The sequence below is a fragment of the Hymenobacter sp. FMD4 genome (assembly GCF_058932745.1).
The window spans coordinates 56,163-72,006 of record NZ_JBZYWH010000020.1 but is presented as its reverse complement, the minus strand read 5'-3'; the positions used below and the strand labels follow the sequence as shown (position 1 = coordinate 72,006).

Annotated in this window: 9 protein-coding genes; 4 read left to right on the top strand and 5 right to left on the bottom strand. The window is 53.5% G+C overall.

The features are described 5' to 3' along the window. Window positions 1-5: 5 nt before the first annotated feature. The gene (gene mce, locus AC5FXY_RS16710) at window positions 6-431 is read right to left on the bottom strand and encodes a methylmalonyl-CoA epimerase (protein ID WP_493557845.1); all 426 of its coding nucleotides are present in this window, start codon (window positions 429-431) and stop codon (window positions 6-8) included. Between the two features lie 154 nt (window positions 432-585). Here mce and AC5FXY_RS16705 point away from each other — a divergent pair, with 154 nt between their 5' ends. The 4 genes from AC5FXY_RS16705 (at window position 586) to AC5FXY_RS16690 (ending at window position 3,221) form a co-directional block, all read left to right on the top strand. After that, window positions 586-1,800 carry an IscS subfamily cysteine desulfurase gene (locus AC5FXY_RS16705; protein ID WP_493557844.1) on the top strand — a complete coding sequence of 405 codons (1,215 nt, stop codon included), beginning with the start codon at window positions 586-588 and terminating at the stop codon, window positions 1,798-1,800. 98 nt (window positions 1,801-1,898) lie between these two features. Then, window positions 1,899-2,315 (top strand): Fe-S cluster assembly scaffold IscU, encoded by a 417-nt coding sequence (gene iscU / locus AC5FXY_RS16700; RefSeq protein WP_493557843.1) that lies wholly within the window; start codon window positions 1,899-1,901, stop codon window positions 2,313-2,315. Window positions 2,316-2,405: 90 nt separating this feature from the next. Continuing rightward, a complete protein-coding gene (locus AC5FXY_RS16695; RefSeq protein ID WP_493557842.1) occupies window positions 2,406-2,813 on the top strand; it encodes a hypothetical protein in 408 nt (135 codons plus the stop codon). An 81-nt stretch (window positions 2,814-2,894) separates the two neighbouring features. Next, entirely contained in the window at window positions 2,895-3,221 is a 327-nt protein-coding gene (locus tag AC5FXY_RS16690; protein ID WP_493557841.1) for a HesB/IscA family protein, read from the top strand. Between the two features lie 274 nt (window positions 3,222-3,495). Here AC5FXY_RS16690 and AC5FXY_RS16685 read toward each other — a convergent pair whose 3' ends face one another. From AC5FXY_RS16685 to AC5FXY_RS16670, 4 genes are all read right to left on the bottom strand, one after another. Beyond that, window positions 3,496-6,195: a T9SS type A sorting domain-containing protein gene (locus AC5FXY_RS16685; protein ID WP_493557840.1), complete on the bottom strand. Its 2,700-nt coding sequence runs from the start codon at window positions 6,193-6,195 to the stop codon at window positions 3,496-3,498. 455 nt (window positions 6,196-6,650) lie between these two features. Further along, entirely contained in the window at window positions 6,651-10,412 is a 3,762-nt protein-coding gene (locus AC5FXY_RS16680; protein ID WP_493557839.1) for a T9SS type A sorting domain-containing protein, read from the bottom strand. Between the two features lie 993 nt (window positions 10,413-11,405). Then, window positions 11,406-12,425, bottom strand: coding sequence for a T9SS type A sorting domain-containing protein (locus AC5FXY_RS16675; protein WP_493557838.1), 1,020 nt, complete (start codon window positions 12,423-12,425; stop codon window positions 11,406-11,408). Window positions 12,426-12,672: 247 nt separating this feature from the next. Beyond that, window positions 12,673-15,831, bottom strand: coding sequence for a T9SS type A sorting domain-containing protein (locus AC5FXY_RS16670; protein WP_493557837.1), 3,159 nt, complete (start codon window positions 15,829-15,831; stop codon window positions 12,673-12,675). Between the last annotated feature and the right edge of the window lie 13 nt (window positions 15,832-15,844).

Here is a 15,844-nt window from a genome sequence, read left to right as displayed (position 1 = left end):
AAGCGCTAATCGACTTCCAGGTCCGAGGAAGCACGCTCCTGGCAGAGCTCTACCAATACGCCGTGCGCCGACTTCGGGTGCACAAAGCACACCAGCTTGTTGTCGGCACCGCGCTTAGGCTGCTCGTTTAGCAGCGTGAAGCCCGCCTCGCGCAAGCGCTGCATCTCGGCCCGAATGTCGCTTACTTCAAAGGCTACGTGGTGAATCCCTTCCCCCTTCTTGGCCACAAACTTGGTAATGGCGCTTTCAGGCGTAGTACCGCCCAACAGTTCAATTTTCGATCCTCCCACTTTAAAGAACACAGTATCAACGCCTTCGCTTTCCACGGTTTCGCGCTTGTAAGGCTCCATGCCCAACAGGGTAGTGTAAAGGGCGGTAGCGGCTTCCAGGTCCTGCACGGCTAAGCCGAGGTGCTCCAAATTGGTGAACATAGCTAGGGGAGAAAAACAGCGCGGCCGAGGGTGCCAGTGCTATTTGGATTGTGTCTATTTTTGTCGCGTAAAAGTAAACCTCTGGGCGAACTTTGGTGTTCTAGTGGCGAATCATTCTCCGCTAGCTACCTTTACGCCGTCAATAAAAAGCACCATGCTCAAGCTGCCCATTTACCTCGACAACAACGCAACCACGCCAATGGACCCGCGGGTGTTGGAGGCTATGCTGCCTTATTTCACCGAGCAGTTCGGCAACGCCGCCTCGCGCAACCACCCTTTTGGCTGGCAAGCTGAAGAGGCTGTGGACTATTCCCGCGAGCAAATTGCCCAGCTGATCAACTGCGACCCGAAAGAAATCATCTTCACTTCGGGCGCTACCGAATCGGATAACCTCGCCATCAAAGGCGTGTATGAGATGTACGCCCAGAAGGGCAACCACATCATCACCGCCACCACCGAGCACAAAGCTGTGCTCGATACCTGCAAGCACCTCGAAAAGCAAGGTGCCCGTGTTACCTACCTCCAGGTAAACGATGAAGGTCTTATCGACCTAGCCGAGCTGGAAGCAGCCATGACTCCCCAGACTATTCTGGTGACCATCATGTACGGCAACAACGAAATCGGTGTGCTACAGGACATTCGTGCCATTTCGGCCATTGCCAAGAAGCACGGCGCGCTGTTCTTTACCGACGCCACCCAGGCAGTAGGTAAAATACCCGTTGACGTCATTGCCGACGGCATCGATCTGATGGCCTTCACCGGCCACAAAATGTACGGCCCGAAAGGCATCGGAGCGCTGTACGTGCGCCGCAAGAACCCGCGGGTAAAAGTTACCGCCCAGATGGACGGCGGCGGCCACGAGCGCGGCATGCGTTCGGGCACGCTCAACGTACCCGGCATCGTGGGCTTGGGCAAAGCTTGTGAGCTGGCCCGCCTGGAGATGGAATCGGACACCGCTCGTATCTCGGCCATGCGCGACCGGCTGGAGCGCGAGTTGCTCACGCTGGAAGAAAGCTACGTCAATGGCTCCCGCGAGCATCGCCTACCCCACGTTACCAACATCTCGTTTAAGTACGTAGAAGGCGAAGGCCTGATGATGGGTGTGAAAGACCTAGCTGTTTCGTCGGGCTCGGCCTGTACCTCGGCTTCGCTGGAACCCTCGTACGTGCTGAAGGCCCTGGGCCTGAGCGACGACCTAGCCCACTCCTCCTTGCGCTTCGGTCTTTCCCGTTTCACCACCGATGAGCAAATCGATTATGCCATCGGGCACGTAAAAGAAGCTGTAACCAAGCTACGCGAAATGTCGCCGCTGTGGGAGATGTTCAAGGAAGGCATCGACCTGAACTCCATTGAGTGGGCTGAACATTAATCCAGACCTGAGTACTGAGACACGAGACGTGAGACTCTTTTGTCTGCCCTACTTTGTTAAGTCTCACATCTCACTTCTGACTTCTCAAATCGAAAGCCATGGCTTACTCCGATAAAGTAATCGACCATTATAGCAACCCCCGCAACGTGGGCACGCTGGATAAAAGCAAGAAAACGGTGGGCACCGGCTTGGTTGGCGCCCCCGAGTGCGGCGACGTAATGCGTCTGCAGATCGAGGTGGACGAAACCACCAACATCATTACCGATGCCAAGTTCAAGACCTTCGGTTGCGGCTCGGCCATTGCTTCTTCGTCGCTCGCTACCGAGTGGCTGAAAGGCAAATCGGTAGACGAGGCGCTGAACATCGACAACATGGAGATTGTGGAAGAGTTGGCCTTGCCGCCGGTTAAGATCCACTGCTCGGTGCTGGCTGAAGACGCCATCAAGGCTGCCATCAATGACTACCGCGTGAAAAACGGCCTGCCGGAGCTGGAAGTCGCCAAGTCGCACCACTAAGTAGAACCGAGAGCTTAAAAGTGAGAAGTTAGACTCCGCGTGCCGGGGCTGACTTCTCACTTCTCAGTTCTTACCTCTCACTTCTATCTAATGGAAGTTTCCAACGACGTTCACATTGAAAGCGCACGCATTCAGCGGCAAATCGAAAACAAGCTCGGCTTGCAGCCCGGCAACCTCGTTTTTGACTTCCGCCAGCTTGATGGGCAAGTGCGCCTGGATTTGATTACCGTCAACCCACGCCACCACCAAAGCTTTCTGTTTCGCTACGAAGTCGGCTACGATAAGCTGGACGCGCTTCGTAAGATGCTTGGCTATGTGCAAAGCTTCCGCGACAACGAAAGCTCCTTCACCATTCAGTGGCGCGCCCGCGGCGACAAAGAGCTGCAAACCTCCTACTTCCGCGCCCACAACGCCTACGAAGCCTTGGACAAGCTCTACTACGGCCGCGACCTGACGACCATCACCGTGTTCAGCGTGGTACTGAACCCCTCCTCTTAAGGCTTTGTTACAGTTGGTATAGGATGGGTTGAGCCCTTGCTCTCCGGCCTTACCAACAACACCTGAAAACCAATAACCAACATGATTACCGTTTCAGATAAAGCAAAGGAAAAAGTGGAGCGCCTCCGTCAGGACTCGGGCATCTCCGATGCTTTCCGCCTCCGCGCTTCTGTTGCGGGCGGTGGCTGCTCGGGCCTTTCTTATAAGCTCGACTTCGACGACGAAGTGAAGCCCATGGATCAGGAATTTGAAGATAAAGGCGTGCGTGTGGTAGTGGATATGAAAAGCTTCCTCTATCTAGCCGGCACTGAACTTGACTTCTCTGATGGCCTCAACGGCAAAGGTTTCTTCTTTAACAATCCTAACGCTTCGCGTACCTGCGGTTGCGGCGAGAGTTTCTCAGTATAAACTCTACGGAAACAAAAAAGCCGCTCACGCAAAGGCCACACCCATTGATAAGGTGTGGCCTTTGCGTGAGCGGCTTGCCTTATGTGGCATTGGCATAAGCTTTTGCCTAACTTCCATGGCCGTAAAGACTTGGCGAATGCTAGCAGTTGAAGTCTGTCGTCTATCAGAGCTTCTGCGGATTGTCAAACTTCGGCTCTCGACGTTGTAATCCAACCCTCAACAAAAAGCCCCGCCTCAGTACGAGGCGGGGCTTTTTGTTGACAGAAAGAGCAAACTACTCTTTGGCGAACTTGTGTACCGTCCGCTGTGAGCCGTCGTTTATTTCCAAGTAGTACATACCAGCCTGCAGCTTGCTTACGTCCAGCTTATTGCTGGCTTTTCCGCTTTGCAAGGCTTGGCCTGCAATATTGAGCACTCGGTAAGTAGCTTCTGCCGAAGTCGCCAGAATGTTCAATTCGTTTTTGGCTGGGTTCGGATATACTTGTACTACTTCTAAGCCGCTTACAGCCACTACAGCTGAGGTTTGCGAAGCACCATTGAAGTCCACTTGCTTCAAGCGGTAGTACACTACTGACTTGGGAGCCTGCTGGTCTACAGCCGTGTAGAGATTAGCCGAAGTAGTGGTGCCGTGGCCACGTACCGTAGCTACAGTAGTGTAACCTTCGCCGTCGGTGGAACGCTGCACTTCAAATCGGTCGTTGTTGAGTTCTGCAGCCGTCTTCCAGCGCAGGGTTACGCCAGCATTCTGGCGCTGCGCCGTGAACGATACCAGTTCTACTGGTAGCGGGTTGTTGTTGGGCCCTGCGTTACCTAGTGCAAAGAAGCCGAGTTCGGCAAAGGGTATTGCGGATGTGATGTTGCCAATTATGAAGGTGTTGCCATCGGTTCCGGTAGCTACGCCGCCCCGATTTACCCAGTTGGTAGTAGGCGTTCTTTGAGCCACCCGCAATTGACTTGGGGTATCCACCATATCGTCGGTTCCATAGTAAATTCTAATGGCACCGTTGGTGAAAGCGCTACCGGTAGCAGCCAGCGAGTAATGGCGTACTCGGCTGACGTTGAGTAAGCCAGAGTTAGGATCAATGGCTCCGCCTGCATCACCAGGTACCACCACAGCTGAGTACGTAGCGGCTGTTGCAGCGCTCTGGGTCAAGTTGAGCAAAAGTGGGCGGTAGGTGGTTCCATTGCCGATAGGATAAAACAGCCCTACTCCTGTCGCTTCGTTGGTAACAATGGCCCCGGCAGTAGCCGACGTGCGGTTCATCGGACCATTAACGAAGGAGGTTGTGTTTGTAACGTTGGTCAGCGAAGTGTTTGGTGCTGTATCGATAAAGCCAGCGGCTGCCAGCGTAAATGGACTTGCAGTGTTAGTGTTGATCCGTCCGTTTAGCAAGCGCAGCCCGCGAGTTACGGTGACTGGCACATTTAACGTTACGCCCAGAATGCTCAAGTTTCGTACTTCAAAAACGGCATTGGCACCGAAAGTTGGAGAAACTTGGTTGACAGCACCAGGTACACCTGCTGCAAAACCAATTAGCTGAGAGTTAACACCAACTAGCGCAACAGGAGCTTCGTTTGCCGGAGCGAAAGTCAGGGTGTTACCGCTAAATACCCGGACATCTCCGCTTAGCTGAGTACCAGCGGTACCAGATGAATTCAAGCTCACGGATATGCCCGTCGCAGTTCCGTTACCTACCGTAAGGTCGTTAAGAACGGACATGGTTTGGGTACCGGTCACAGCACCCGGGGTAGCCGTAAACTGGAGGAAGCCATAGGTTTGGCCGATGGGCGAAAAAGTACCTCCTGAATAAATGTAGGTGCTTCCAGCCTCAAAAATTGTAACAGGCCCCGTGACAGTAGCTCCCGTATTGGCGAAAGGATGGTTACCAGAGGAGTGAGTAAATGTAGCTCCTGGACGAAATACCACTGCATTAGCTACGGTAGCCAGTTCAGTAACTGTAGCCGTTTGCGTAGTCCCGAACGGTGATCCTAATACCGCTGTGGCAAAGAAGCGCGCTCCGGGTAAGAAGCGAATTACACCTACTGCCCCGGATGGGACAGGTCCGATGGCTCGCAGGCGGTGCGGAATAGCAGTGTTGTTGGTAGATGCAAATGTTATCGAGCCAGCAATAGCCGCCGTTTCGCCTTGCCCAATCGACATAATGACGTAACGGTTTGTGGTTTGACTCTCTGCCAAGAAGGTGAGGCTAGATGTCGATTCTACCACAAAATCATCTCCTTCTATCCCTGGATTTGTAATGACTAGCTCAGCTGGACTGTTGCCACTTCCTGGACTATTAAACACAGTATTATTAGGGATATTCGTACCGTCTGTGTTCGTAAACACGTAGAGCTGGGCTATTTCTTGTCTGTCAAAATTCAGTACAGCCGAATTTGCCGCTGTGCTGGTACCATCAAAAGTGATGACGTCGTTTGCCGTTATAGAAGATCGAACCGGAGACCAGTTCGCCGCTATGGTCCAGTTATTGGCATTGCCACCAGAACCTTGTCCTCCCACCCAACGATAGGTTGGCAATGCAGTAAACGGGGCAGTGCCCAAGTTCAGTTGAGGAGTTAAGTAGTCCGGATCTGCTGTTCCACCTGGACCCGTGTTGTAGGTATATACGTCAATGACATATTGTGACGAGGCTGGGGTCCCATTGAAAGGAAAGCCTCTAACCAGAATATCATTAGACGGCACCGTTACCTGCCCGTTGAAAACCACGAAGTTTCCAGGACCAGTAAGTGTAGTTGACGAACCGAAAGTAGTGCTGACCCCAGCTGTAGGGTATACTACATTATCTTGCGGAGGCGCAGCGGCAACAGATGCCTGCCGAGCCACCACCAAGTAATTTACTCCATTGCCACCGGCTACTTTTACCAAAGCAGACGGAAGATTGGCATTGTTGGGGTTGCTGACTGGAAAATAGCCTACTGTTGGTTGGATGGTCGGTTCAACAGCAGCTGAACTCACAAGTGGAGTTATGAGTAGCAGCGCTGGGACTAACCTCTTCAAATGCGCCCTCATCTTGGTAAAACTAAACTTCATGCGAACAGGTGTTTTTTAGACGTGACGAGATTTTATCTTTTGCCAAGGCAGGATTAGGCCCTACCTATAAACTTACATCAAACAACCAACTAATTCTAACATTTTTATAACTACAGGGCTAGCAAGCTGCAATACATATATGATTAGCCCACTGGCATTTTATGCCACGTACGGAGCTTAGTGCAATTAGGATACACTTGAGCTAACGCTTAAGTGACATTATTTGAGTTTAGCTCAAAGGCCCGCTGCCCAGACTTTCTGAAAACGCTTCTTCATACATTGACGCTCACTCACTTGCCCCAGCCGGGCACGCTTACCTGCTGAAATAGAAAAAGCCCCCGCTGGCGCGGGGGCTTTTTCTATTTCAGCTTAGAACAAAGCTATTGCTTGGCAAATTTCTGATTCCGACGCTGCTGGCCGGTTATCACTTGCAACTGGTATATACCAGCTGGCAGCTTTGATACATCTAGTGTTAAGGGACCATTGGCAAACCCTTCTAGTACTATTTGGCCAAGCCCGTTACTAACTTGCCATTGACAAGGTTCAGCACCTAGTAGCAGGTGCAGCTGATCAGTGGCGGGGTTGGGGTATACCTGCACGGCTGGCCGTTTTGCTTCGGTGAGCGTCACAATCTGAGACATGGTGGCGGTGCCGTCCAGATCAATCTGACGCAGTCGGTAGTACACGGTAGCTGCAGGCGCATTGCGGTCGAGCAAGGTATAGCGGCGAAGCGTGCTGCTGGTACCGGCAGCTACCACGCTGCCTACGGTAGCAAACTCGCGCCCATTGAGGCTGCGCAGTACCTCAAATCGTGCACTGTTTTTCTCTTGGGCGGTGGTCCAAATCAGCAGCGCGTGGGCATCCTGCCGCTCGGCGGCAAAGGCAGTTAGCGTAACTGGTAGCGGGTTCTGGGCGTTTTCGGCAGCAGTGCTGGCCAGGGCAAACTCGCCGACAGCGCCAAACAGATCTGAGGTGAGTGAACCGGGCACATAGCTCCCATTGCTGGCAGTGCCGGTATGCGCTGAGCGCCCTACACTCGCCCACCCATTGCCAGTATTAGTGGCAATTATAAAGGATGAAAGCGCAGGATCAGTTACTTGGTCGTCGGTCTCGAATGCTAGGGTAATGCTGCCGCTAAAACCGGTAGGAGCAGCATCAGTCGTCAGGCTTACCTGCCGGATTTGTGACACTCGGGTCAGGTCGCCAGTCAACGTTTGGTCCGTGGGGCGGCCAGCTTTCAGCTCGGCCGTGTAGGTGGTAGCAGAAGTTTGGGTAGCAATGTTCAGGATAACCGGACGGTAAGCATCGTTTTTTCCTATTGGGAAAGATCTAGCTGTGGTGGTAGCTATCGGCCCTGTTTGCCGCGCCAGCGGGCCGTCCACGAAGCTGATGCTGCTGCCACCTCCGACGGTAACGCCATCAGCCAGCACCAACGGTGTAGTAGCGGTTGTGGTCAGAATACCATCGGTGAAAGTAGCCTGGCGTTCGATTACCACCGAAGTAGTTGCACCTGTGACTACCGGATTTACCACGGCGTTACCACCGTTCAGTACCAAGCTGTGGTAATAACCAGGATTCAAATAGCTGGCCGTTTGCATCTCTACTTGTCCAACGGCAGCACCCCAGCCCGTTGCTATCCGAACATTGTCGACACTTAACGTGGCTGCATCACCACTGGCACCTTGCCGTAGCACAATAGTACCCGGCGTGAAGCTACTGGTGGCAGTGGTATTGAGCGGTCCAACGATGGGAGTGGTAGGCTCCAGCGCAAAGTTGGTAGAGCCAGGCTCGATTACAAACAAGCTCGCTGCATCGTCGCTTTCGATGGCAGTACCGCCGGTAGCGTACTTCAGCACCAGTAGATGGGTAGCATTTAGGCTAAACTGAGCAGGAGCGTATTCAATATTGGTACCGGCCACGCTTAGGCCAAAGTTAATTTTGGTAGCGTCGCTGGGGTCGCGGCGGACGTGCACCCGGCCGCGGAAGGAAGTTCCGAGGGCAGCTGCATCCGCAAAATGCAGGAAATAATCGCCGTCAGGCTGAGCAGTTGATACCTGTACCAGTGCCGAGGCATAAAAGCTCGTAACCGGACTACTGGGCGTAAGGAAAGCACGATTGACGTCTTGGCCCGTGTTTCGTAGCCTTGCTTTGCTTGACGAAGCTGCCGCCGACGCGGCCAGCCCTTGCGGATAGCCCACCAAGCTCAGGTTGCCGGCTTCGGTATCAATGCTGTTGGTTGAGGCACCGCTATGCACGGCCCATTTGGTAATGGCATCGGGAGTAGCCGAAGTAGCGGCATTCAGCCTGGTACCAGCCGAATAGTCAAAGTCTTCCTCCAGCAACAACACATTGGCCTCCGTTGGCTGGTCGTCGTTGAGAATGGTGATGGTGGCAGTAGCAGCTACCACGGTAGCCGGGCCACCGCTGTTTACAGTAAGGGCCAGCACTACGGTTTCATCCGGCTCGTTGTCACTGTCACCATTGATGACTAGCGTCACGGCCTGGCTTCCAGCCGCGCTAAAAGTAAGCGTTTGCGGCGCGAAGGCTACGTAATCGGTACCGGAAGTGGCCGTACCCGAGCCGGCATCAGCTACGGTCACCGCTAGCGGCGTAGCTGGGTCGTTTGCCACAGTCACGTTCAAGGTTACGGTGCGGGTGGCGTTGTTGCCTTCAGCTACGGCAAGGCTACTGGGATTGAATCCGACGTAGACGTCGCAGGTCAGCGGTGCATCAATTCGAGAAATGATCAATGGATTGCGGCTTCCCCCCGTGGGCGCGGCCGTATTAGTACCGCTTGGCCAAGTGCCATCGGCATCGGTGGAAGCACAACCGGCCAAGGCGCCCGTTGCTAAGCTGTATTGCGCGATGTAGCGCACACCGTTGGTGTTATCGTTCGGCGTTAGCATCCCCCAGGCACTGCTTTGGCCCTCTACGTTGGTGGCGTAGAAAGCTGCGTAGCCGTTTGCGGTGCTATTGGCAGAGCCGTCGCTTTCCACAAAGGTGCCAGCGAGCGGACGGCCGGTACCGTTGGTATTATCGTAGGTGAAAACGAGGTTGGAAGCAGGGGCAAAAGAAAGGCCATAGAGGCCGGTAGCCTGGGTAGCAGCAGTACCAAGCTGCCGCACTTGCACAGTGCTGGAAGTAGAGAGGTACGACACCGCGCTCGTGCCGTTGTTGCCATTGTTGAGCACAATGCGCATTCTGAGTAGCTTGCCGTTGTCGAAGCGGCTATTGCCGGTTGGCTCCAATATAAACCAGCCAGTATAACTCCCGGTGGCGTCGGCGGTGAGCGTGCCGTACCCGCCGGCGGTGCTCAAGCTAAAACTGGTAGCCCGCACAAAACCACCTGCTGCTACGGGATAAATGGGTACGCCGGCACCCGACGAGGTAGCTGCCTCGCCAGGTTCTACAGCGGTGTTGTAGTAGCGGTAAGTGGCATTGGGCATGAGGCCCGTAATAGTGGCCCGGTAGGCATAGGGCAGCCGGTCGGTATGCGTAGTGGTACCCGTAGCATGACCTGCTAGGTACTGAGGCAAAAGCAATTCTGCGAGGGCCAAAGACGGCGCAGGAGTAGCCGAACGCTCTACCCCGTCGCTGAAGCCGCTGCCATTCGTTACAAATGCTTTGAAGTAATACTGCGTGGCGTTGGCCAAGCCGGCCACAGTCACGTTGTTGCCGGTACCGTCATAGACCACAAACTGGTTGGGGTTGCCTGCCGTACCGATGTCGGTGCCGCTCCCAAACTGAGCACTGGCTGTGAGCGTAGCAGTGCTGGAAGGCTTCAAGGATACGGGGCTACCGGCCCGCGCTACCACCACTACCCGCGCAAAGCAAGACGTTGGATTGGTCCAGTTTAGGCTCACCTCTTGGTCGCCCACCGCTGCGCTGTAGGCCGTTACATCGTTGGTCAGGTAATTGATTACCGTCAGGTTGCTGCCGTTGTCAGAACCTGTGGTAGTGGGGTTGCTGGCGTCCACCCGAATTCGGTAAGCATTGCCGGTGCTGATGCTGCTCGGAATAGTGGCATTAATGGTGCCAGCTGGATCGTTCCCCGATTGGCTAAGTGTACCTATAGTCGTGGTACCGATGTATGCGGTGAATACGTTGCCTGCAGCATAAGTACCAGTGGTAGTGAACGGCACTGAGACGGTTGCGCCGGCCTGGCCCGCGCAAAACGGAGAGCCGCTGATGGTCCCGGTAGTGATGGAGGGAACTGGTGCACCACTATTTGCCGTGATGCTGATATCATCGACTGCCAAGCCCTGAGCATTGGAAGTAGTTGAGCCACTCGTTACAGAGTAATTCCAAGCGAGGTATAACGAGCTCCCAGTGGCCAATGTCTGATTCAGTTGTTTGTCTGAAACTGCGACTGTGACACTTGGTGCTGGTGAAACACCTGAATTATCGGAATCGGCTGTGAAGCTGGTCACAAAATCTGAGCCTGCAGCGGTCCACGTTGTTCCATCAGATGAGTAGAACATGCGAATAGAGTAGCCTGCTGCGTTCGAGCCATTACGGTATTTTTCAACATTATAACTAATTGTGAAGCTTGGAATAGTGGCGGTACCGTTGTTTGCGAGCTGCACCATCAGGTTTACCGATTTGCTAGCTGTACCAGAAGAAATACCGCCTACTGCCCGGTCAGTTGTAGTGATACTATTCCCAAAATTATAAATACCATTGGCTGCTGATGTGCTTATGTTAGCAGAGCCAGCCAATTCTGTATTGTTGCTAGCAGAAGCATATGACGTTACCTGCCGTTCGGTCGTTGACTTACTAACCTTCCAGCCGCTAGGCAACGATGCAGTAGGAGAACTACCGATAGTCAATGCTTGGGTAATCGTTGTCCCGGGAGAAATATTGACCTGCCCCCATCCCACCGCCGGCAGCCAGAGCACTAAAAAAACCGCCAGCCAATGGCCCAACGAAAAAGCGACATTCCTAGCGTAAGTGGAAAGTTGTTTCATGCAATCAGGTGGGTATTAAGCAGTTTTTCAGCCCAGGCACGAAACTAAGGCATGGCCTAGCGTTACCTATTTACCAAATATTAACATTTTATTAAATAGAGTTTTTAAATCAAAAAAGGCCCCTGTCAGATAACAGGGGCCTTTCAAGTCAAGTGTATACTCCAGCAATTACTGCTTGCTCACTTTATGGGTGCTGGTGCTTTCACCGTCATTCACGATGAACAAATAGCTACCAGCTTTCAGGCTGCTCATGTCAAAGGTGCCGTTCGTAGCGGTAGTACCCGTCAGCACAGTACGACCGAGCAAGTCGGTTACCGTCACCTGAGCTTTGGTAGCCCCAGCGGTGCGAATGGTTACTACGTCGGTAGCCGGGTTCGGGAACAGGCTCACAGAGCTGGCTTTGGCAGCGTTGCGGTTGCTCAGCGTGGTGGTACCAGTGGAAATGGCGAAGTCATCAACTGCGAGCAAAGCATCTGCTCCTGTATCATTGACATCTTTCCAACGAATCCACATCGTAGTGTTGTTTGGCCAGTTAATGCCAGTGATAGAACCGCTAATTGCACTCCGATTAGCGGCATCGTTGCCGTCGAGTGGTCCTACAGCTGTTGTGCTGGTAGCACGTTCTATTAAGTCCAAAGACGTTACAGTTACCCACGTTGCAGCAGCATCGTTGATACTAGTTGCGTTCAGGCTATATTCAAAAGGAGTAGTCTCGTTAATATCGTTTCTATCACCTGCCCGCCACTGCTCGTTACGGGCAGCAATGTTTACGCGTGTAACGGCAGCACCTGTTTGGTTAGAAAATACGGCTCCAAAAGTTGCTACTGTCGTACCTGAAGCCAAGCTGCCAAGAGCACGATCGGTATCATTTGCAGCACCAGCAAATGGTCCAGCGTTGTAAACTGCGCCGGAAGTACTTCCCGATAGAACTACTATAGGAGCTAAGGTTTCATTGGCTTGACCATTACCAGACAAACGTACGCCCGTCCAACCGGTTGGGTATGCAGTGGATGAAGCACCCGTTACACCCATTCCATCAAAGTTCTGGGTGTAAATGGCGGTAGCGCTGGAAATGGCAATCGGGGTCGGAGCCGTTTGCGCTTGAGCCGCTGCGGAGAAGCCAAAGAAGAGTGCTGCTACGGCTGACAAAGAACGCAGACGAGCCAAGCGAGGAGTAAAGAGTGCCACGATATGTGAATTGAAAAAGTGAGTGAACCTGTCAAAAACTGCGCAAAGGTATTGGGAACAATCAAAGAAAGGCAAAGCCTTGCATGTTACCAAAATGTGAACTACACATCACTCTCGCACAACCTTTATGAGGTCTAAACTTACTGCTTCCTCTGAAAATGGTTATGGTCCAGCCTTGTTTAAAACATAAAAAGAAAGGCCCCGACCGTGTGGTCGGGGCCTTTCTTACCGAGCAACAAGTTGCTGATTATCGCTTCGTGATTTTGTGCGTGGATTTCTCCGTGCCGTTCGTCACGATGATGATGTAGTTACCAGGCTTCAAGCTGCTGGTATTGAAGGCACCTTCTACCGACAGCTTGCCCGTCAGTACAGTACGTCCCACCAAGTCCATCACCGTCACTTTGGTATCAGCCGAAGGCTCGGCCAAACGGATGTTCAGTACATCGTCTACGGGGTTCGGGAACACCGCTACTTCTGTCGTGCGACCGTTTTTCACGGCCAGCACCGGCGAGTAATGTGCCGTACCATCGTTGTCGATTTGCTTCAGGCGGTAGTAGGAAGTACCATTCAACGGACGCTCGTCTACGTGATTGTATTCGGTGCGCTGCGTAGTGGTGCCGCGGCCAGCCTTGAAGACAATGCTGGTGAATTCACGACCGTTGGCGCTGCGTTCTACCTCAAACCCACGGTTGTCTTTTTCCTGAGCAGTTATCCAGTTAAGCAGCACGCGGCCATTGCGCAGCTTGGCTTCAAACGAAACCAGCTCAACGGGCAGCGGTACTTGAGGCTGGTTATTGGGCACCTTGTAGTTTTCTGCGTTGAGGAGGCCGTCGTCGTTGAATTCGAACGCGAAGAAGTAGTAGTCGGTACTGGCATCCAGGTTGCCCACGGTGAAGCTGTTGGCAGCACCACTGAACACAACGTACGTACCAGTGCTAGCCTCAATTACGCTGCCAGTACCATACTGATACGCACCGCCTACCGTCGTACCCGGGTTGAAGTTCTGCTTGCTCTGCGGGAACAGGCTCGTAGGTAGCAGCGTGTAGTCGCGGGAAGCAATTACCAAACGGTTCTGACCGTAGCTCTGGCCCGCGGGCGGGTTTGCGAGGTCGAAGGTAATAGTGGCAGTAGTACCACTAGGAGCCCGTACAATTTGAGCCGTAGACTGAACCGTGGGCTCTTCAGCAATAGCGAAGCCCGATGCCCGGCCGTTGCCGCTTAACAGCGTCGCGGGGTTACCGCCATTAAGCGCCGCATTGAGGAAGGTCAGTTCCTGGGTGGTGGCGCCTACACGAGTAGGAGCATAACGCACCATCAGATCAACGATACGGTTGCCTTCGTTGTTGTTGAGCAGCGTGTCGGCTTTGAAGTACACATTAGCGCCTGCCGGGGTGCCACCATTCGAGATTTTGAACTCGAACTGGGGTGTGCCAGCTGGGTTACGCTGCGGGTCTTCGTTGTCGGCGGGGAAATAAAGGTTCAGCGGCCCCGTGAGCAGGAAGGTTTCTAGGCGAACTGTCCGTGGCGCTGAGGTAGTATTCTTAATCGTCATGTCCCCGAAAGAACCGATGGGCTGCGTCAGACGAATAGTTGGCTCGCTGATACCAGTCACAGATACGTCGCGGTCAGGCGCCGGGCTGCTGGTAGCACGAATCAAGGCATTCACCGTGAGAGCGTTGCTGCCCGGCACGAAGCGCACATACACCGTTTGCTGCGGCACGTTGTTCTGGCCGTCGCGCCCGAATGTAATCGAGGAGAAGTAGTCTACGCCGTCCTTCGACACTTGGAAGTAGCCGCCATTAGGACCAGTCGGAGCAACGGTGATGTCCTGCAGCAGGTTGGTACCCGAAATCAGGAAAGTCTGCGAGAACGAGAAGGTAGCCGGGCGGGTGGCGAAGGTGAAGGTGTTATTGTTCGGGTTGGTAATAGAAATATCCGACACGTTACCGTTTGAAGTAGCCGTCACTGAAACTACCACTGCCGTAGCACCCGGGCTGGCTACCTGAATGTTTTGTGTAAACGCTCCACCCGCAATGGGGGCTACCAAGCGAACCTCAATTGTTACTGGGGCAACAGTACCGCCAATTGAAGCAATTGAGAGCGGCCCGCTGCTGAAGCTACCACCAGCCGATACGTTACGAAGCTGAATATTGGCGCTCGAAGGGGTGAGAGTAATCGGGTTGGTGCCTAGGTTAGTACCACTTACCGTAATGGTGCGTGTATCGGCCGAGCCGCTTTGGGTTACGTTGCCGAAGGTTACCGAAGTAGGCGAAACGTTAACATTGGCGCCCGTCGGAGCCGGAGTACCACGCCCCGTCACGGTTACGTTTTGCGTAGTAGCATTAGCAGCCGAAACGGATACGTTCTCAGTGATCTGCCCAGCCACGTTTGGCGTAAAGCGCACATCAACTACAACGTTGGAAATCGTACCGTTAACGGGCACAATCGTCGCGCTGGTGCTGAAGGGATTGGAACCAACACGCACTTGGAAGTTCGTGGGTGCGTCTACGGTTACTTCATTGGTACCGAGGCTGCTTGCATTAACAGTAAACGACTGCGAAGTCGACGCTGTACCAACCTGCGTGTTAGGAAAGGCCAGTGGGTTTGGCGAATAGGTTACCGTTAGCGTAGCCGGTACTTGCTGACCTTGGCCCGAAACCTGAACTGTTTTCTGCGCGGCGCCTGGGCTGTTAAACGTCACATTGCCGATGTAAGGCACTGCTTGGGTCGGTGCAAAGACTACGTTTACCGTGCCACCCGCTGCCGGCAGCGTAAGCGATGAGGCATAGCCAGTGTTGCTAGTGCTAATCAAAAAACCAGCAGGTGCAACCACCGTAATGGGCGACATTACCGAATTGCTGGATACAGCAATAGACTGCGGCGCCGAAGTCGTGTTGATGACCTGCGGCTGGAAGCCCAAAGCAGTTGGGTTCACCAAAATCTCAGGCGTACCAGCAATACCATTGCCAATCAGGTTGACGGTATTTGAAAATATCGGGGGATTGCCACCCGTGCGGTTTGAGAAAGCCGACAGATCATCGTCATAGGCCTGAATCTGGCTCGGAGCGAAGCGCACTTCTACCGTACCCGAAGCAGTACTGCCGTTCCGGGCAATAGTAAGGGTAGATCCGGTGTTAGCAGTAAAGGCACCACCGTTGAGGCTTGCTTGAAAGCCTGCTGGAATAATAACAGTGATGTCACGGTTAAGCCCACTGCCTGTTACTGTGAAAGAACGAGCAGCAGAAGTTTGACCTACCACTACATCTCCGTAGTCTTGAGCAGCCGCAGGAGTGATGGTGACCGTCTGGGCGGTACTGACGAGCGAGAAGCTCAGCAAGGTTATCAGAACCGCACAGAGACGCTGCCAGGCAACGCGTCGTAAGGCGATTTGGTAAGCGTTTTTCATATGAAAAGGCGAG